This window comes from Salinibacterium sp. VpJ6, from assembly GCF_059767345.1.
In genome coordinates this window covers 117,887-136,148 of record NZ_JBSOQL010000004.1, presented here as the reverse complement: position 1 = coordinate 136,148, position 18,262 = coordinate 117,887, and the positions used below count along the sequence as shown (strand labels likewise).

Genomic DNA, 18,262 nt, shown 5'->3' with positions numbered 1-18,262 from the left:
TCATTCGACGTGTCCGCTGCTGTGTTTCAGGGTACCGCCACTTGTTTACAAGTGCGACTCTTCTGCTAGCGTCATACAAATCATAAGTTGAAGGAGCCATTCGTGACCGAAATATCCCAGCGCATCGAGGGAATATCGCTATGGGATGGTACGGCCGCGCACGGCATTGGTTCCCTCAGCTGGACAGGTGACCGGATCGACGCGGTAGAAACCGTGAACGACGCCACGGCCACCGGCTCGGATGCCGCAACCACGGCATCCGAATACAGCGTGATTCCGGGCCTCATTGACACCCACGTTCACCTCGGCGGCTATGCCGGACCAGACAAGGTGGACTGGGTGTCGTGGCCACTCATGACGCCGTGGGAAGAGCAAGTCTTCCACATTGCGGCGAACGCCCACCAGGCTGCCCGCAATGGGGTCACGACGCTGCGCGATCTCGCCGGCGACGGTCGTCAACTGGCCGTCAAGCGCGCCTTCGATCAGGGCATTCAGCAGGGCCCGCGCATTCTCGTGCACGGCCCCGTCGGTATGACCGCGGGTCACGGCGATCTCTTCATCCCGCCGCACTACCCGCACCGCACGCCCACCGCCGATAGCCCAGACGAGTGCCGCAAGCTTGTGCGCGAATACGCTCGCGCCGGTGTTGACGGCATCAAGATCTTCACCAGCGGCGGCGTTCTCTCGACCGGCGACAAGGTCGGCTGGCGCAACCAAACCACCGCCGAAATCGAGACAACCCTCGACGAAGCTCACGCACTCGGACTCAAGGTTGCCGCCCACAGCCACTCCACCGAGGGCAACCAGATTGCCTTGGATGCCGGAGTCGACTCCCTCGAACACGGCACCGGCATTACCGAAGAGCAATGGCCAACACTGCTCGAGCGCAACATCTCGGTGGCTCCCACGCTCATGATCAACGACGTGATTGCCGAAGCCCGCATCCCGGTCTCGGCTGAAGCGCAAGAAAAGGCGCAGGCCGTCGTGATCGAGCGCAACACCAACTTTGCTGCCGCAGGTCGCGCCGGAGTGCGCTTCGTGCTCGGCACCGATGCCAATGGCATCTTCGTGAAATTCGGCGATCAGATGGAAGAAGTGCGTCTGATGGCCGAGATGTTCGGCTGGAGCGCAGAACGTGCGCTGCAGTCCGCCACCTCGGATGCCGCCGATGCAATCGGCCTGGCAGACAAGGTCGGAACCCTCGCGGCCGGATGGGGCGCTGACTTTGTCGTGCTCAAGGGCCGCCCGTGGGAAGACATCACTCAGCTTCGTACCGAAAACATCGTCGCGGTTGTCTCGCGCGGTGTTGTCGTGTTCGGAGAACTCCCGCAGTAATCGCGTCACCAGCGTCACCAGAACGACTACCTCCAGCAGCACTCGCATGACCAGCACCACCAGCATCCGCATCACATTCCGCAGTACCACCGCAACGCTCACCACGTTGCGTAGACAGCACTGAAAGGACCGAGTATGAACTCCCCGAAAAACCGAGTACTTCGCTGGGGCATTGCCCCCATCGGAGCGCTTGCCGCACTGGGCCTGTTGGCCTCTTGCGCGGCAGGGCCAGCCGCTTCGCCCAAGACGGATATCACGATGGCAGTCACGGGCGACCCCGTGTGCCTCGACCCTCAGCAGGTCACCCTCACCACCGCACTCAACATTGGCCGCCAGGTTGTTGACTCGCTCATTGATCAGGATGCTGAAACCGGCGAACTGGTGCCGTGGCTCGCAGAGAGCTGGGAAACCAACGATGACCTCACCGAGTTCACTTTCGAACTGCGCAATGACGTCACCTTCAGCGATGAGACCGCGCTGACCGCAGACACCGTGGTCAAGAACCTCGACGCTCTCTTCGAGATGGGTTCCACCGCATCCCTCGCCTCGCAGTACCTCGCCGGTTACGAAGGCAGCACCGCTGTCGACGAGAACACGGTGACCGTGAACTTCGAGTCGTCGAACGCTCAGTTCTTGCAGGGCGCCAGCACCATCACGCTCGGCCTCGTCTCTGACGCCACCACCGAGCTCAGCCCCGAAGACCGTTGCCAGACTGTCGTCGGCACTGGTCCCTTCACGATCGACTCCTACGTGGCTAACGACTCCGTCGTGATCGCCAAGCGTGTCGGTTACGACTGGGCATCCGAACTTCGCGGCCACAGCGGTGAAGCACTCGTTGACACCGTCACGTTCCCGATCACGCCTGAGGCAGGCGTGCGCACCGGTGGACTCCAGACCGGCGAATTCGACATCATCCAGGATCTTCCTGCTGTAGACGAGAGCCGCTTCGACACCGCGGACTACAACATCTACGCCCGCGGAAACCCCGGAATGCCCACGAGCCTCGTGCCCAACACCACGCGTCCCGTCGTCAGCGACGAGATCGTGCGCAAGGCAATGCTGCTCGCTACCGACCGTGCAGAAATCACCGCCCTCACCGGTTCGTCGCAGTCGCAGCCCGCGTCGAGCGCGCTCAGCTCCGCTACTCCTGGCTACAGCAGCCAGGAAGACGCCATGGCCTACGACCTCGATGCAGCCACCGCGTTGCTCGACGACAACGGTTGGGTAGTGGGCTCTGACGGCATCCGCGAGAAGGACGGCCAGCGTCTCACCATGAGCGTTACCGCCTTCTACGGTCAGGATGTTCTTGAAGCAACTCAGATTCAGCTCGCTAAGGCAGGCATCGACCTGCAGCTCAACATCGTGACCGCCGGAGACTTCTTCGGAGCCATCGCGACCGGTGACTACGACTTCTTGAGCGCTAGCCTTACGCGCACTGACCCCGACGTTCTGCGGGTCACGTTCTCGAAGGATGCCGTCTCGAAGTGGGCCATCATCGACGACGCTGAACTCGAATCGCTCCTCACCGAGCAGGCCAGCACGGCAGACACCACCGAGCGCACGGCACTCATCGCCGAAATTCAGGAGATGATTATTGACCGTGCGTACCTGATCCCGCTTCTCGAAGTCGCTCAGGTGCACGCCTCAACCGCCAACGTTTCTGGTCTGACCTTCGACTCGTCGTCGCGACTGATCATGTACGACGTCAGCGTCTCGGAATAACTCTCACTAGGTGATGTGACCAGCATGAAAGAGCGTCAGTCGTGACACAGGTGAAAGCCTGGGCAGGCTACTTGCTGCCCAAACTCGGACAGTTCCTGTTCGTTGTTGTGGCTACCTACACGCTCGTTTTCGTGCTGGTCCATTTCCTGCCCGGTGACCCGTTGATCGCCGCCCTTGCAGCAAAGGGCGGCGCATCAACGGTCATCGATCCCGCTGAGCTCGACGCCTTGCGCGTGCAGTACGGGCTCGACGGAACACTCTGGCAGCAGTACTTCGGCCACCTCATCGCGGCGGCTCAGGGTGACCTCGGCGTCTCCATCTCGACCGGTGTTCCCGTGACCGAGATGATCGCCCGGGCCTTCCCCTTCAGCGTGCAGATTGCCTCGCTCGCGCTGCTCTTCGGCGTCACCTCCGCCGTTCTCATCACCTTCTTGGCCTACGCCGCACCATGGCCGTGGCTGCGCCAACTGCTGCTTCAGATTCCACCATTCGGGATCGCTGTGCCCGCCTTCTTGAGCGGCCTGCTGTTGATCAGCGTCTTCGCTTTCACTCTCGGCTGGCTGCCCTCGGCCGGCGCTCGCAGCTTCGACGCCGCCGTCTTGCCGGCGATCACGCTCGCCCTGCCCGTCGGCGCCCTCTTCTTCCAGGTCTTCTCCTCTGCCGTGCTTGAGGCCCAGAACAGCCCCTACGTCTTTACGGCCGTCGCCAAGGGTGTGCCTCCGCGCCGTATCTTCACGAAGCACTTGTTGCGCAACGCACTGCTGCCCTCCATCACCATTCTCGGCTTGCTCATCGGCTACTTGGCCGGCGGAACCGCCGTCGTCGAAACCGTCTTCTCGCGAGACGGAATCGGTCGCATGACCGTCAATGCCGTGCTCGCTCGCGACATCAATGTCATCCAGGGCGTCGTACTGCTGGTGGGCGCGATCTATGCGCTCGTCAACCTGCTGGTGGATGTCGCCTACGGCTTCATCGACCCGCGAACGCGCATCGGTGGCGGGGTTCCCTCGCGCGCTCGACTGGGGGCGAAGAAGTGACCAATTTGCGCAAGCCCGGTTTCGTTCTGGGCCTCATTGTTATCGCCTTGGCGATCGTGGCTTCTCTGGCACCTCAGTTGCTGGCGACCCACGATCCCTTCGAGTCGGTCGCGACCGACCGCCTGCTGCCGCCGAGCGCTCAGTACCTCTTCGGCACCGATAACCTCGGTCGCGACCTCTACTCTCGCGTCATTTATGGAGCCGCCCTCTCGCTGCTCTCGGCATCCCTCGCTGTTGTCGTCGGTGTAGTGGTGGGCGCCGTCGTCGGTCTCATCTCGGGCTTCGTTGGTGGTCGCACCGACTTCATCATCATGCGCTTCGTGGATGTGCTGATCGCCGTTCCCGGAGTTCTCCTCGCCCTGATCGTCGTTGCCAGTCTCGGCTTCGGCCCCGTCTCGCTCGCGCTTGGTGTTGGCCTTGGAGCCGCCGGCAGCTTCGCTCGAGTGATGCGCTCGCAAGTGCTGCGCATCCGCAGCGAAGAGTATGTCGAAGCGGCGCGCACGCTTGGCGTTCGCTCGCCCGCGATTCTCGTGCAGCACGTGCTGCCCAACGCGGCACGCCCCGTGATCGCGATGGCGGCGCTCGAAATGGGCACCGCGATTCTCTCGGTTTCGGCTCTGACCTTCTTGGGCTTCGGCGCTCCGCCGCCCGCTCCCGAGTGGGGCGCACTCGTCTCGGCGGGCCGCGACTACGTGGCAACCAACCCCGGCCTCAGCATCATTCCGGGTGCCGTAATTCTTGTGGTCGTGCTTGCCGTAAACCGGGTAGCGCGAGCGATCGGAGGCGACGAATGATCCAGCACGGTTCTGGTGCGAAAGCAGGGTCTGGCGCAGAAGCAACGTCTGGCGCGAAGGCGGCGGCAGCGACCAGCGACGCGGACGACAACATTCTCGTTGTGCGCGACCTCCACGTCTCCTACGCGACCCGCTCGGGTTCAGTGGCGGCTGTACGCGGCATCAGCTTCGTCGTGCCGCGCGGCAAGATCGTCGCGATTGTCGGCGAATCGGGCTCAGGAAAAAGCACGACCTCGCAAGCGCTGATTCGGCGGCTGGCATCCGGAGGTCGTATTGATAGCGGCTCCATCGAGTTCGAAGGGCGCGACCTCGGCCCGATGTCGGAGCGCGAGCTGCGCTCCATTCGCGGCGGTCGCATCGGTTTCGTGCCGCAAGACCCCAGCAAGTCCCTTAACCCGCTCATGCGCGTCGGCGACCAGATCGCCGAAGCCCTGCGACTGCACCTCAAGCTCGACAAGGCTGCCGCGGCTGCCGAAGCTGTTCGCATTCTCGACGAGGTCGGGCTGCCCGATCCGGATGCTCGCGCCACCCAGTTTCCGCACGAACTGTCGGGCGGCATGCGCCAGCGAGTGCTCATCGGAATCGCGTGGGCCTGCAACCCCCAACTCGTCATCGCGGACGAGCCAACGAGTGCCCTCGACGTCACCGTGCAACGCCACGTTCTCGACAATATCGACGAACTCGTGCGCCGCCACAACACCTCCGTCGTTCTCGTGACCCACGACCTTGCCGTCGCCGCCGACCGTGCCGACTATGTCGCAGTCATGAGCAATGGCGAAATTGTCGAACAGGGCACCACCGAGCAAGTTCTCTCCTCGCCCACCCACGAGTACACGAAAAAACTCGTGGAATCCGCTCCGGGGTTGGCGAGCAGACGCCTAACCCCGTCATTGACAGCTCTCGGCGAACAACAACAATCGAGCGCGGGAAAGCTATTCACCCACACCCGCCCGGCGCAGCCTGCGGGCTCAGCCACGGCATTCGGAGCCGTCGCTGCTTCCGCCGCCAACAGCGGGGCGGATGCCGCTGAAGCCACCAACATTCTTGAGGTCTCGAACCTGGTGAAGACTTTCGCTCTGCGCCGCCGGGGCGGTGGTTCGCAAGTGTTCCGCGCCGTGGATGATGTCTCGTTCGTGGTTCCGCGCGGATCGACGTTCTCGATCGTGGGGGAGTCGGGCTCGGGCAAGACGACGACCGCGCGCATTGCGGCTCGTATTGCCTCGGCCGATTCGGGCACCGTGACCTTCGACGGCACCGATGTCACTTCGCTCTCGGGCGAAGCCTTGCGTCAACTGCGCCGCCGCGTGCAGGTTGTTTATCAAAACCCTTTCGGCTCGCTTGACCCCACAATGTCGATCGAGAAGATCATTGCTGAGCCGCTGCGCGCCTTCCGGGTGGGCGACCGCACCCACCGCGCCGAAGTCGCTCGCGAACTGCTCGAGCACGTGAGCCTCAGCCCCTCGCTTGCCCAGCGGCGCCCCACCGAGCTCTCGGGCGGTCAGCGCCAGCGCGTCGCCATCGCGCGTTCACTCGCCATAGGCCCCGAGCTGATCGTGCTCGACGAGCCGGTCTCCGCGCTGGATGTCTCGGTGCAAGAGCAAATTCTGCAACTGTTGGTCGACCTTCAGGTGCAGTTCGGGCTCAGCTACCTCTTTATCTCGCACGACCTCGGAGTCATCCGCCAAATCTCCGACCACATTGCCGTGATGCGCTTCGGAAAGGTGCTCGAAGCGGGCACCGCCGGCGACGTGATGTCGAACCCGCAGCACGAGTACACGCGCGAACTGCTCGCGGCGATCCCCGGGCAGCGCGCGGTCTAGTGGTGGTGAACGTGCTCTTCGCCGATGTTGCTCTCGGGCTCAATCTGGAACGTGGAGTGCTCGATGCTGAGCTCAAAGTGTTCGGCGACGCACTTTTGTAGCGCGGGCAGCATCTCGGCGGCGTGACCGTCACGAAAGCACGAGTCATCGACGATGACGTGCGCGGTGAGCACGGGAAGATCGGATGAGATGCGCGTGATGTGCAGATCATGCACGTCGGTGACGTGATCCATTTCCATGATGTGGGCGCGCACTGCTTCGGGGTCGATGCCCTTGGGCGTGGACTCCAAGAGCACGCCCAGGCTGGCCTTGAGCAGAATGATGGTGCGGGGCACGATCAGAAGGGCGATCAGGATGCCGACCACGGCATCCGCCTGATACCAGCCGAAGAGCGCGATCACGATGGCGCTGAGGATGACACCCACCGAGCCCAGCGCATCGTTGACGACCTCGAGAAACGCGGCCTTCATGTTGAGGTTCGAGTTGCGCCCGCTCGTGAGCACGATCATGGCGGCAAGGTTGGCGAGTAAGCCGATGATTCCGAAGATCACGAGGCTGCTGGCTTGAATCTCGGGGGGATCGAAGAGGCGGCGTACACCTTCGATGAGGGCATAGATGCCGACGGCGAACAGCAAGCTCGACTGCGCCATTGCGCTGAGAACCTCGGTGCGCTTGAGGCCCCACGAATGTTTGTTGGTGGCGGGGCGCTGCATGAGGCCGGCAGCGATCAGCGCCATGAAAAGGCCCGCAGAGTCGGTGAGCATGTGTGCGGTGTCGACGAGTAGCGCAAGGCTGCCGGTGACGATGGCGCCGATAGCCTGCGCGATGACGACGCCCACCGTGATGATGAAGGCGATCAGTAGCCGCGTGCGGTTGTTGGTGCCCGCTCCGTGGTCGTGCCCGGCGCCCACTATCGGGCTCCGATGACAGAGTTGGTCGGCAGATTCAGTGCTGGGGCACCCACAAAGGACGCGTCATTGAATCTGCTCATGCGGCGATTCTAGTTGGCCGATCTGCGGATGCCATGGCCGGTGACGACCAGGACAGGGCGAGCGCTAAATCTTGGGCTTGGTGCTGGGCTGGCTCAGTTGGAACTGCCGCTGGTGGCGGGCTTTGGCCTCATCAAGAGTGGCGCAAGTACCCAATGGGCGAGCGCGGTGGTCGGTAATGAAGAACTCCCCGGCGGCGCTGCGCTCGATCATGCCGGCGAATTCGCCGGCGGCGTTGCCCACCCAAAGGCCTGCTTGAATGGTCGTCCAAGCGACGGTGGGGCGTGCACGGTCTGCTGAACCTTCGGTCGGCCGGGGCGCGGCAATCGTCATAGTTTTCTACTCCTTCGAGTTCACACTATTGAAGACCTCAGACACTGCGGGGATAAATTCCACGGCGGTGCGGTTGTGCTCTCCTTAGATTCAACTCCTCACGAGCTGATCTGTCGAGCCTTCATTAGAGCATTTTCAATGTTCGTAACATTCGTTGCTCAGGCGGGTGTTGGCTGCTCGTGTGCGCGCACGTCGTCGAGCATCTTTCGGCGACCAATGATGAACCAGCAGAGCGGGCCAACGATGGTGACGACCAGCGAGATGCCCACCCACACGGCGAGTTCAATCGCCCGCAGCTTGTCGCGGTTGCGATACAGGGAAACGAGAGCCAGCACTGAGACGGCGAGCGACGTAAGCCCGAGGACTACGAAGAAGCCGATGTAGGCGACCCAAAAGACCATCATGAAGATGACGGCGAATGCTGCTGATGCTTCGGGTCCGCCGTTGCTGACTGCTGCAAGAATGCTCATGTTTTAAGGGTACCGCGCCGCAGGTGGTGAACCATAGCCCTAGAAAGGGCGTCGCGTCGTTGCGTAGGGCGCAATTAACCTGCACGGAGGCGGTGAGGTGCCACGGCGTCTATCCGGCGCCGCTCGCCGGGAGTTATCATCGACTAAGAGTGGCTCGGAGCAGTGCTGATCGTTGCCGAACACTCGACTGAGTCGCTTTCTGCGGTGGCGATTCGGTCTAGTAGCGCTCGAGGCCTAGGGCCCGAGGCGCATCCGATTGGCATTTCCTATTTTCTCGTTTCAGAAAGCTGCCATGACCCCGACCGACTCCATTCTGCGTGGCTACTTGAGTGACAACGCTGCTGGTGCTTCACCGCAGATTCTGGATGCCGTTGTCGCGGCATCCGCCGGCCCTGCGGCTCCCTACGGAAACGATGCGCTCACGGCTCAGATGCGCGCCAAGATGGCGGCCGCGTTCGAGTGCGAGCTCGACGTCTTTGCAGTCGGTACGGGTTCCGCGGCGAACGGTATCGGGCTTGCGGCTCTGACGCGCCCGTGGGGCAGCATTCTTGCTCACCGCGACAGCCACATCCAGAACGATGAGGCCGGCGCTCCCGAGTTCTTTACCGACGGTTCAAAGATCGTGTTGCTCGGCGGCGAGCACTCCAAGATTGACCCCGACGAACTTCGCGCAGCCGTGAAGGTTGGCGTGGGCGACGTGCACAGCGTTCAGGCCTCCGTGCTCAGCATCACTCAGGTCACCGAGACGGGCAGCGTTTACACGATCGACGAGTTGCGCGTTCTGACGAGCATTGCGCGCGAGGCCGGCCTGCGCATCCACATGGATGGTGCCCGCTTTGCCAACGCTCTCGTCGCCCTCGATGTGAGCCCTGCCGAGATGACCTGGAAATTGGGCGTCGACATGCTCTCGTTCGGTGCCACCAAGAACGGCGCGCTCACAGCGGATGCGATCGTCTGCTTTGACCCGACGTTGGCCACCGAATTGTCGTTCCGTCACAAGCGCGGCGGGCAGCTCACCTCGAAGATGCGGTTTCAGGCCGCCCAACTTGATGCCTATTTGACCGATGATCTCTGGTTCGACAACGCACGTCAGGCCAACGCTATGGCCGCACGGTTGCGTGCCGGAATCGCGGATGTTGCGGGCGTGACCGTCACGAGCGAGCCCGGCAGCAACATCATCTTCGCGATCTTCTCCGACGCATTGACCGATGCTCTCCACGAGCGCGGTTTTGGTTTCTACGCCAACCGTTGGGAGTCCGGTGTCGTGCGCATCGTGGTGTCGTTCGCGCACCAAGCCGCCGACATCGACGAGTTCGTCGCTGCCATCCGCGAGCTCGCTTAGCTCTTCTCCTCGCCGGTCGCTTCCGCTTCGCCGGTCGCTTCCGCTTCGGCGGCAGAGGACATACCGATCGTGGTGCGCAGCATCGATCCGCGCGCGACCGCAATCGCGATGACCGACGTTGCCGTCACGAACGCGGCGATCATGAAGACGGAACCAAAGGCATCCGCGTAGGCGTGGTGGAACGCGGTCTGGATGGCGTCGGGCAGGCCCGTGATATCGAGGCTCGTTTCGCCCGAGCCGTTCGAGAGGGCGCTGGGGTCAACGCCGATCTCGGCGAGATCGTCAACGATATTGCTGCTCACGTGGTTGGTGAGAACCGCGCCGAGAACCGTGACGCCGACGGCGCCGCCGAGCGAGCGGAAGAAGGCGATGGCAGCCGAGGCTGATCCGACATCCTTCACGTCAACGGTGTTCTGGACGGCGAGCACGACATTCTGCACGAGGGCGCCGATGCCGACACCCATGAGCACCATGTAGATCGCGATGGTCCAGTAGGCGGTGTCGTGGGTGATTGTGCCGAGGCCCGTGAGGCCGGCGAGCAGCAAGACGCTACCGACGAGCATGACGGGCTTCCAGCGACCGATGCGGCTGACGATGAGACCACCGATGGTGGCGGAGAGCAGCTGCGAGATGATCATCGGGATGGTCATCAGGCCAGCCTGCGTGGGGCTCGCTCCCGTGCCGAGTTGGAAGTACTGGGTGAGGAAGATGCCCGAGCCGAACATGCCGACACCGATGCCGACGCTCGCGACGATCATCCAGATGGTGGTCGAGTTGCCGAGCAGGCGCAGCGGAATCATCGGGGTGGGCGCGCGCAGTTCGACGATCACGGCAAAGAAGCCGACCACGAGGAAGGCTGCGAGGAAGACGCCCGACTGCCACGAGATCCAGTCGTAGTCGTTGCCCGCGAAGGTTACCCAGAGCATGGGCAGGGCGGCAGTGATCGAGACGAGCAGTGCACCTAAGTAGTCGAGGCGCGTCTGGCGGCGCACGGTCGCGGGCAGGTGCAGCTTCAGCTGGAGAACGATAAGGGCGATTACGGCCAGCGGAAGGCTCACGAAGAAGCACCAACGCCATCCGAGCGAGTCGGTGATGACGCCACCCAGCAGCGGGCCGGAGACGGTGGCTACGGCCATAACGGCACCCATGTAGCCGGCGTAGCGGCCGCGCTCACGGGGAGCGATGATCGAGCCCATGATCGACTGCACAAGAGCCGTGAGTCCACCCATCGCGATTCCTTGCAGGGCGCGGGCGATCATGAGAACGCCGATCGAACCCGCGAAGCCGGCGGCGATCGAACCGACGAGGAAGAAGATGATCGAGAGCTGGGTCAGCAGCTTTTTGTCGTACAGGTCAGACAGCTTGCCCCAGATCGGCGTGGTGATGGTCATCGCCAGCAGGCTCGAGGTGATGACCCAGGTGTACTGACGCTGGGTTCCATCGAGCTCAGCGATGATCGTCGGCAGCGCGGTCGACACGATCGTGGTGGAGATCATGGCGGTGAAAAGCGCGGCGAGAAGGCCGGTCATCACCTGCAAAATTTCGCGGTGCGTGTAGGTCACGGGGGCACCGGAGTCATCGGGGGATGGCGTGGTGGCGCGAGCGGGAGCGGTCATTCAGAGATCTCGTCTTCGTCGGTAGTGCGGGTGTCAGTGAGGGGAGCAGTGGCAGGCGCGGCGGTGGGCGCAGCGCCCGACTCGGCGTCGGCCGGAGTGTCGGAGGGCTGAAGAACCTCAGCCAGTCGCTCATTCAGCACCGTGAGTAGAGCGACGGCACGTTCGGCTTCCTCGGGGGTCCAGTCGTCAAGAGCTGCAGCAAATTTGTGGATGATGCGGCTGTCGCCCTCGGCAAGCGCTGCGCGCCCCTCCTCCGTAATGGAGATGAGCACCGCGCGGGCGTCGAGAGGGTCGGTGCGGCGTTCGACGAGCGCATCGGCTTCGAGCGCTTCGACAGCGCGCGAAGCAACGGGAGCGGAGACAACGAGCTGGTGGGCGAGTTCGCCGAGGCGCGCATCGCCCTCCAGCAGATGACGCAGAAAGCCGTACTTGGTGCCGGCGAGACTGCGCTCGCGACTGCGTTGGGCGGCCTTGCGGAAGGTGCGGCTAATCGTCACCATTCCGGTAAGGATGGCCGTGGCATCCGTGTTGTCTAGCAAGTCTCATCTCCTTTAAGTACTTAGCGAGGGTAACTATATTGCTTACCTTAAGCAACTAACTGAGCGGATACGTTTTTCAGAAAGGCAATCGCTCGCCCGCGGCGCTGTGGGGGAGTAGCGTCGGAGGGGTGATGAGCGCTGCAGCAGAAGAAGTATTGGCCGAGTTGGCTTCGCTCGAGGACCCCAAGGTTCGCGCCGTGAACGAACGGCATGGCGACGACCACGGGGTGAACCTGAGCAAGCTGCGGGCCATCGCCAAGCGGCTCAAGACGCAGCATCCACTCGCCGTGGAATTGTGGGCAACAGACGAGACTCCCGCGCAACTCGTAGCCCTGCTGATCTGCAAGCCCAAAGAATTCACTCGGGACGAACTGGATGCCATGGTGCGGCAGGCACGAGCATCAAAGGTGCGCGACTGGTTGATCAACTATGTCGTCAAGAAGAGCCCGCACGCCGAAGAATTGCGCGCGGTCTGGACGGCGGACCCGGATGCCGGCGTGCGCAGTGCCGGTTGGGTGCTGACGGCCGAGCGGGTGCGCAAGAACGCTGACGGGCTCGACCTGCCTAGTTTGCTCGATGTCGTCGAGACCGAGATGAAGGATGCCCCGGATCGACTGCAGTGGGAGATGAACAACACGCTCGCCTATATCGGCATCGAGCACGCGGAGCTTCGGGAGCGGGCACTCGAGATCGGCGAACGACTCGAGGTGTTGAAGGACTACCCGACCTCGCCGGGATGCACCTCGCCCTACGCGCCGCTGTGGATTGCGGAGATGGTGCGCCGTCAGGAGAAACCATGATGCCGCCCGAGGTCGTAGCGACCTTCGCTGACTACCCGGAGGCGATACGCACCGAACTGCTCACGCTTCGCGAGTTGATCCTCAGCACGGCATCTGAGACCGAGGGGGTTGGTGCGATCACCGAAACCCTCAAGTGGGGCGAGCCGGCCTACCTCACGAGCCAGACGCGCAGCGGTAGCACGATTCGCATCGCTCCGACGAACGCGAAGTCGGCACACGACTACGCGATGTTCTTTATCTGCAGCACGAATCTGGTGAACGACTTTCGGGCCCAGTTCGGCGACACGTTTGCCTACGAGGGCGAGCGCGCGGTGCTGTTCAACGTTGGCGACAAGGTCCCGGTCGAGGCGTTGCGCGAGTGCGTGCGGCAGGCGCTGACCTACCACTTGCGACGCGACTAGCGGCCAACGCTCGTGACTCACGCGCACCCTCCGCCCTAGAGGCGGTCTTTCTCCTCCATCGGGATGATCTCCGTCAATTCATGAGGTTCTCTCTGAGTCACGCACCTAGCATTGCCGCATGCTCATTACTCTTCGTAAGTATCGCTGGCTGCTCGAGCCGACCATCGCCGTCGTTTTCTACGTGCTGTGGATCCTCGCGGAAACTGGGCGCACTATTGGTGCCCCCTGGCCCGCATAACCGTTCACTCTCGCCGTCATTTCCGCAGCTATCGGCTTGGCGCGCGCCTATCCCCACATCGCGATCTTGCTCCCGGGGGCCGTGCTGCTGTTTCAGCTGGCTTTTGCGCCGGCTCGGTATGGGGAGACAACGTGGGCTGTCTACTTCGGCATTGTGATCGCGTGTTTCATCGTGAGTTCTAGTGCGCACAAGCGAATCCGTCTTGTGGCGCTTCCCATAATGCTGTCGTACGCCGTGATGTGCGCGCTACTCACGGGGGTGCCGCTCTTGTCTGACGGCGCGGGGTGGCCAGCTTGGGTTGGTTCTCGCTTTCTCGCCAGCCTCCCCGTTCACCAGACCTTCTTTCTCGCGCTCGCGGCAAGCCTCGTGTGTGCAATCGGCACGTGGGCCGTCGCATTCGGGCTTCGCTCTTCGCAGCAGCTTCACGAAACGGATGCCAAGTTCGGTGCGACCGTCGAGGAGCTCCACTCTGCCGAGATCGATCTCATCGTGTCTCGAGAGCGGGACCGTATCGCACAGGACGTGCACGACATCATGGCGCACTCGCTCGCGGTGATCATCGCTCAGGCCGACGGCGCTCGATTTATCGGCCCCCAGCGGCCCGATGCAATGGGAGGGTCATTGGAGCGGATCGCGGGTTCAGCGCGCTCGTCGCTCTCGGAGGTGCGCATTCTTATCGAGTCGCTGGTGTCTGAGCCAGAGGGCCATTCGAACCCGACGATCGAGAATCTCGATGAGCTGGTTGAGCGGATGCGCGGAGCAGGGCTTGCTGCCACGATCGAGAGTTTCGGGTACCCGCGACCGCTCACGCCTGGCCAACAGCTCGCCGTGTACAGAATCGTTCAAGAAGCTCTGACCAATGCTCTGAAGCATGCCGGGCGGGAACCAGCGGCACGCATCACCCTGGACTGGCGCGGGCCGGGTTTGGCGTTGAGTGTTTCTTCGACAGGCGCTCCGGCGGTCGACGATTCGGTCGCGGAGGCTGCTCCGCGCACGACTCGGGGTCTGTACGGAATGCGCGAGCGTGCACGGTTAGCGGGCGGGTGGCTCACGACGGGTGCTGCCGATGAGAGCGACGTCTATCTCGTTACCGCGTTCATTCCCTCAACCAGCGAGGAGAACCCGGGTGACCGGGAACGCTACGAGAAGACGCTGGTCGCAGACGAGGTGGCCGCTCAATGAGCCCCATTCGTGTTGCGATAGCTGACGATCACCAGTTGTTCTGCTCGGGCATCCAGATGCTGATTGAGTCACAGGACAACCTCACGTTCGTGGGTGCCGCCCACGACGGCGAAGCGGCCGTCACTTTGGCCCGCGAGGTCGACCCAGACGTTCTGTTAATGGACATTCGGATGCCGCTCCTCGACGGCATCGAGGCGACGTCGCGCATCATGAACGCGCTCGGCGAGGCCGCGGAAGAAGGTGAAGCGAGAAAAGGGTCGGCACCCCGACAGGGCCCGAAGATCATCATGCTGACAACCTTCCAGCGTGATCGGGCGGTGGTTCGCGCGATTCAGGCTGGCGCCGAAGGGTTTCTGGTGAAGGATGCCACTCCAGAGTTCACCCTTGCAGCCATTCGGGCAGTGCACGCCGGGCAGTCGGTGATCGCCGCGAGCGACACGGTAGATCTAATCAGAGCGCAGGCCTCGACTCCTGATGCCGAACGCGCCGCCGAGGCAATCGACGTGCTCTCGGTGCGTGAGAAGGAGGTGTTTTTGCTGACCGCGCGAGGGTTGAGCAACGCGGAAATAGCGCAAACGGCGTACATCGGGGAGACGACAGTGAAGAGCCACATTCGCAACATTCTGGCGAAGCTGTCGCTCACCTCGCGTGTGCAGATTGTGGCGCACGCCTACGAGAATGGATTGCTGCGCTGAGGCCTTGGCCTGAGCGCAGCAATCTAAGCTCGGGTCGGAGCGGTGACAACTCCGAAGCGTGCGATTGCGTCCCGCTAGCGTCCCGTTGCGTCCTCGGCGCGCGCGACTTCTCCGCGCCACTGCCCGGATTCGAAACCGTTGGACTCAATGAGCCGCTTGAACTCGGCGAGGTCTCGTGCGATCTGAAGGTCATCGATCTGGAGAATTTCGCCAGCCTTCTCGACGAACCCTTCGGGCATCCAATCCATTTGCAGGGTGACCCTGGTGGTGTCGTCGCTCAAGCGATGGAACGTCACCACACCGGCGTGCACTTTCTCGCCCGTACTGTTCCAAGCGATGCGTTCGTCGGGGGTCTGCTCGACAATCTCGGCGTCGAATTCGCGTTCGACACCACCGACGGCTACATTCCAATGCAGTTTGCGGTCATCGAGTTGTGTGATCGCCTTCACGCCAGACATGAAGGCGGGGAAGTCTTCGAACTGCGTCCACTGGTTGTAGGCGACGCTAATTGGGACATCGACCTGAATGTCTTTCTTTACGGTTCCCATTTCTAATCCTCCTATCGAAAGTGGATAGCTAACTCCGCCACCCTAGAAAATTGGGTCCCCGAGGTGCCTGGGATTTCAGTGGCCGCACAGGTCGCTCTCGAGAGATTCCCAGAATGTCAGAATCTCAGATTCGTCGGGCGGCGCTAAAATCGTGCCATCAACTCTCGCGTGTACATATCGGGGAAGGTGCTGATTGTGGCTGAGCCAACCGAACCACGATCACTTGTGCCGTGGCTGCCAGTGAAGTGGCAGCATCCGACCCACGTCGCTTTGCCGACTGGACACCACCTTCGCCCGATCCGCGCCTCCGATACCGAGCTCGATATGGATGCCGTAATGGGTTCGCAGGAACGACTGTGGTCGATCTATGGCGAGGCCTGGGGTTGGCCGCCGGCGTCGATGACTGCCGAGCAGGATCGCGCCGATCTGCAGCGGCATGCCGACGAGATGGCGACCAACGAGTCGTTTAACTTCGCGCTCTTCGACGCGGACGAGACCGAACTCATCGGCTGTGTGTACATCGATCCCAGCGAGGACGAGGCAGCGGATGCTGACATCTCCTGGTGGGTGCGGGACGAGTACGTTGGCACCGAGCTCGAAGCCGCGCTCGACGAATTCGCGCCGGCATGGATTGAACGCGGCTGGCCGCTCACGACCCCGCGCTTCGACGTTTTCTAGGCAAAGTCGGTAGCAACCGCGTTGCGGTGGTACTCAAAGATCATGCTCGTGTTGGTCGAGGCAACGCTGTGGCGGGCCGACAAGTGGTCGACCACGAATAGCCGAACCTTTGAGGAGTTTTCGACCGCAATGTGCACGAGAAAGTCGTCACCGCCACCCACGAAGAACAGCTGAATCACTTCGGGCAGCCGACGGATTTCTTCCGTGAAGGCTTGGATGCTCTCTTGGCGGGCACCCGGGCGCAGCGAGACTCCGATGATCGCTTGCAGCCCGCGCCCGAGCTTCGCTTGGTTGAGCGCGGCGTGGTAGCCGGTGATGAGACCGCGGTCGAAGAGTGACTTGATTCGAGTGTGAGCGGTGGATGCCGCAATGCCGACGGTGCTCGCGATAGCCGCGTTGCTCATCCGGGCGTCCCGCGAGAGAAGGGTGAGGATCTTGGTGTCGATCGGGTCTAGCTCGTCAGCCATACGAAGATCCTTCGGTTGGAAAGCGGATTAAGCGCAATTTTGGCATGGATTCAGGCTGCAGCACACTAATTTCCGATCAAAATTCTGACTTTTCCACAAAAGGCAGAATTTCTGACAGGGTTGAGCAACTCCACTCCGCTGCGAAAGGTAAGTCGATGCGCATTTCTGTGCCTGCTGAAATCAAAAACAACGAAAATCGTGTCGCGATAACCCCGGCGGGAGTCGACACCTTGGTGGCTGGCGGGCACGCTGTCACCATTCAGTCTGGTGCCGGTCTCGGTAGTGGCTTCACCGATGAGCTGTACGCGGCAGCAGGTGCACAGATTGTCGACGACGCTGACGAGGTATGGGCATCCGCTGACCTCGTTGTGAAGGTCAAAGAGCCGATCGCTTCGGAGTACGGCTACTTTCGCAAAGATCTCGTTCTTTTCACCTACTTGCACCTCGCTGCCGACCGCGCGCTGACCGAAGCCCTCGTCGCTTCGGGAACCACCGCGATCGCTTACGAAACTGTTCAGGGCGATGACCGCTCGCTTCCTCTTCTCGCCCCGATGAGTGAGGTCGCTGGTCGACTCTCGATCGTCGCGGGTGCCCACGCTCTGCTCAAGGCTGAGGGCGGCAGTGGTCAACTTCTCGGCGGAGTCGCTGGAACCCCCAAGGCCAAGGTCGTTGTTATCGGTGGCGGCGTTGCTGGTGAGCACGCTGCGGCTAATGCGCTCGGCTTGGGCGCTGACGTCACGATCATCGACATCTCGCTTCCGCGTCTTCGTGCGCTCGAAGTGCGCTTCAACGGCGAGGTTCAGACCCGCGTTTCAACGCGCTACGAAATTGCGGAGCAGCTTCTCGAGGCCGACCTCGTGATTGGTTCGGTGCTGATCCCCGGTGCCGCAGCTCCCAAGCTCGTCACTGACGAGATGGTTGCCTCGATGAAGCCCGGCTCTGTGCTCGTCGACATCGCGATCGACCAGGGCGGATGCTTCGAAGGCTCCCACGCCACGACCTACGACGACCCCACTTTCACCGTTCACAACTCGCTCTACTACTGCGTTGCGAACATGCCCGGTGCTGTTCCTCGCACCTCGACCCGCGCGCTCAGCAATGCCACGCTGCCGTTCGTTGTCGCCATCGCGAATCACGGCTGGGATGCTGCCGCCGCCGCTTCGCCTGCACTTGCTCGCGGCTTGAACGTCGCCGGTGGCGAAATCGTCAACGAGGGTGTTCGCGCCGCAATGGCGGTTCGCTAGTAGTGGTTTTCG

General features: G+C 62.3%; 19 protein-coding genes. 12 read left to right on the top strand and 7 right to left on the bottom strand.

The genetic code is table 11. The features are described 5' to 3' along the window. Positions 1-102 precede the first annotated feature (102 nt). From ACWTV1_RS12630 to ACWTV1_RS12610, 5 genes are all read left to right on the top strand, one after another. Entirely contained in the window at positions 103-1,335 is a 1,233-nt protein-coding gene (locus tag ACWTV1_RS12630) for a metal-dependent hydrolase family protein (RefSeq protein ID WP_498505596.1), read from the top strand. Positions 1,336-1,470: 135 nt separating this feature from the next. After that, the gene (locus ACWTV1_RS12625) at positions 1,471-3,057 is read left to right on the top strand and encodes an ABC transporter substrate-binding protein (RefSeq protein WP_498505595.1); all 1,587 of its coding nucleotides are present in this window, start codon (positions 1,471-1,473) and stop codon (positions 3,055-3,057) included. Positions 3,058-3,098: 41 nt separating this feature from the next. Beyond that, positions 3,099-4,094, top strand: coding sequence for an ABC transporter permease (locus ACWTV1_RS12620; RefSeq protein ID WP_498505594.1), 996 nt, complete (start codon positions 3,099-3,101; stop codon positions 4,092-4,094). Next, entirely contained in the window at positions 4,091-4,888 is a 798-nt protein-coding gene (locus ACWTV1_RS12615; RefSeq protein WP_100389424.1) for an ABC transporter permease, read from the top strand. The genes ACWTV1_RS12620 and ACWTV1_RS12615 overlap by 4 nt, the downstream gene beginning before the upstream one ends. Next, positions 4,885-6,708: a dipeptide ABC transporter ATP-binding protein gene (locus ACWTV1_RS12610; protein WP_498505593.1), complete on the top strand. Its 1,824-nt coding sequence runs from the start codon at positions 4,885-4,887 to the stop codon at positions 6,706-6,708. The genes ACWTV1_RS12615 and ACWTV1_RS12610 overlap by 4 nt, the downstream gene beginning before the upstream one ends. Here the strand turns inward: ACWTV1_RS12610 and ACWTV1_RS12605 are convergent. The 3 genes from ACWTV1_RS12605 to ACWTV1_RS12595 form a co-directional block, all read right to left on the bottom strand. Next, entirely contained in the window at positions 6,705-7,619 is a 915-nt protein-coding gene (locus tag ACWTV1_RS12605; protein ID WP_100389431.1) for a cation diffusion facilitator family transporter, read from the bottom strand. The two genes, ACWTV1_RS12610 and ACWTV1_RS12605, sit on opposite strands and share 4 nt — an antisense overlap. 144 nt (positions 7,620-7,763) lie before the next feature. Continuing rightward, entirely contained in the window at positions 7,764-8,030 is a 267-nt protein-coding gene (locus ACWTV1_RS12600) for a hypothetical protein (protein WP_100389432.1), read from the bottom strand. A 158-nt stretch (positions 8,031-8,188) separates the two neighbouring features. Then, positions 8,189-8,500, bottom strand: a complete 312-nt coding sequence (locus ACWTV1_RS12595) for a PLDc N-terminal domain-containing protein (protein ID WP_100389433.1) — start codon at positions 8,498-8,500, stop codon at positions 8,189-8,191. 292 nt (positions 8,501-8,792) lie between these two features. On the opposite strand from ACWTV1_RS12595, the gene ACWTV1_RS12590 reads away from it, so the two are divergent. Further along, positions 8,793-9,842 (top strand): threonine aldolase family protein, encoded by a 1,050-nt coding sequence (locus ACWTV1_RS12590; RefSeq protein ID WP_498505592.1) that lies wholly within the window; start codon positions 8,793-8,795, stop codon positions 9,840-9,842. Here the strand turns inward: ACWTV1_RS12590 and ACWTV1_RS12585 are convergent. Together ACWTV1_RS12585 and ACWTV1_RS12580 are read right to left on the bottom strand one after the other, a co-directional pair. Continuing rightward, positions 9,839-11,458: an MDR family MFS transporter gene (locus ACWTV1_RS12585; RefSeq protein WP_498505591.1), complete on the bottom strand. Its 1,620-nt coding sequence runs from the start codon at positions 11,456-11,458 to the stop codon at positions 9,839-9,841. The two genes, ACWTV1_RS12590 and ACWTV1_RS12585, sit on opposite strands and share 4 nt — an antisense overlap. Next, positions 11,455-11,997 (bottom strand): MarR family winged helix-turn-helix transcriptional regulator, encoded by a 543-nt coding sequence (locus tag ACWTV1_RS12580; RefSeq protein WP_498505590.1) that lies wholly within the window; start codon positions 11,995-11,997, stop codon positions 11,455-11,457. Before ACWTV1_RS12580 ends, ACWTV1_RS12585 begins: the two co-directional genes overlap by 4 nt. 131 nt (positions 11,998-12,128) lie before the next feature. Here ACWTV1_RS12580 and ACWTV1_RS12575 point away from each other — a divergent pair, with 131 nt between their 5' ends. From ACWTV1_RS12575 to ACWTV1_RS12560, 4 genes are all read left to right on the top strand, one after another. Then, positions 12,129-12,797, top strand: a complete 669-nt coding sequence (locus ACWTV1_RS12575; protein ID WP_498505589.1) for a DNA alkylation repair protein — start codon at positions 12,129-12,131, stop codon at positions 12,795-12,797. Further along, positions 12,794-13,198: a DUF1801 domain-containing protein gene (locus ACWTV1_RS12570; protein WP_498505588.1), complete on the top strand. Its 405-nt coding sequence runs from the start codon at positions 12,794-12,796 to the stop codon at positions 13,196-13,198. The genes ACWTV1_RS12575 and ACWTV1_RS12570 overlap by 4 nt, the downstream gene beginning before the upstream one ends. Positions 13,199-13,640: 442 nt before the next feature. Further along, positions 13,641-14,618, top strand: a complete 978-nt coding sequence (locus tag ACWTV1_RS12565) for a sensor histidine kinase (protein WP_498505587.1) — start codon at positions 13,641-13,643, stop codon at positions 14,616-14,618. Next, positions 14,615-15,313 carry a response regulator gene (locus tag ACWTV1_RS12560; RefSeq protein WP_498505586.1) on the top strand — a complete coding sequence of 233 codons (699 nt, stop codon included), beginning with the start codon at positions 14,615-14,617 and terminating at the stop codon, positions 15,311-15,313. The genes ACWTV1_RS12565 and ACWTV1_RS12560 overlap by 4 nt, the downstream gene beginning before the upstream one ends. 74 nt (positions 15,314-15,387) lie before the next feature. Here the strand turns inward: ACWTV1_RS12560 and ACWTV1_RS12555 are convergent, their stop codons facing one another. Then, positions 15,388-15,861: an SRPBCC family protein gene (locus ACWTV1_RS12555; RefSeq protein ID WP_498505585.1), complete on the bottom strand. Its 474-nt coding sequence runs from the start codon at positions 15,859-15,861 to the stop codon at positions 15,388-15,390. Positions 15,862-16,056: 195 nt separating this feature from the next. Between ACWTV1_RS12555 and ACWTV1_RS12550 the strand changes: the two genes are divergently transcribed. After that, positions 16,057-16,539, top strand: coding sequence for a GNAT family N-acetyltransferase (locus ACWTV1_RS12550; RefSeq protein ID WP_498505584.1), 483 nt, complete (start codon positions 16,057-16,059; stop codon positions 16,537-16,539). Here ACWTV1_RS12550 and ACWTV1_RS12545 read toward each other — a convergent pair. Continuing rightward, on the bottom strand, positions 16,536-17,006 hold the full coding sequence (locus tag ACWTV1_RS12545) for an Lrp/AsnC family transcriptional regulator (RefSeq protein ID WP_100389443.1): 471 nt from the start codon (positions 17,004-17,006) through the stop codon (positions 16,536-16,538). The genes ACWTV1_RS12550 and ACWTV1_RS12545 overlap by 4 nt on opposite strands. 155 nt (positions 17,007-17,161) lie before the next feature. Here ACWTV1_RS12545 and ald point away from each other — a divergent pair, with 155 nt between their 5' ends. Then, on the top strand, positions 17,162-18,250 hold the full coding sequence (ald, locus tag ACWTV1_RS12540; RefSeq protein WP_498505583.1) for an alanine dehydrogenase: 1,089 nt from the start codon (positions 17,162-17,164) through the stop codon (positions 18,248-18,250). Positions 18,251-18,262 lie beyond the last annotated feature (12 nt).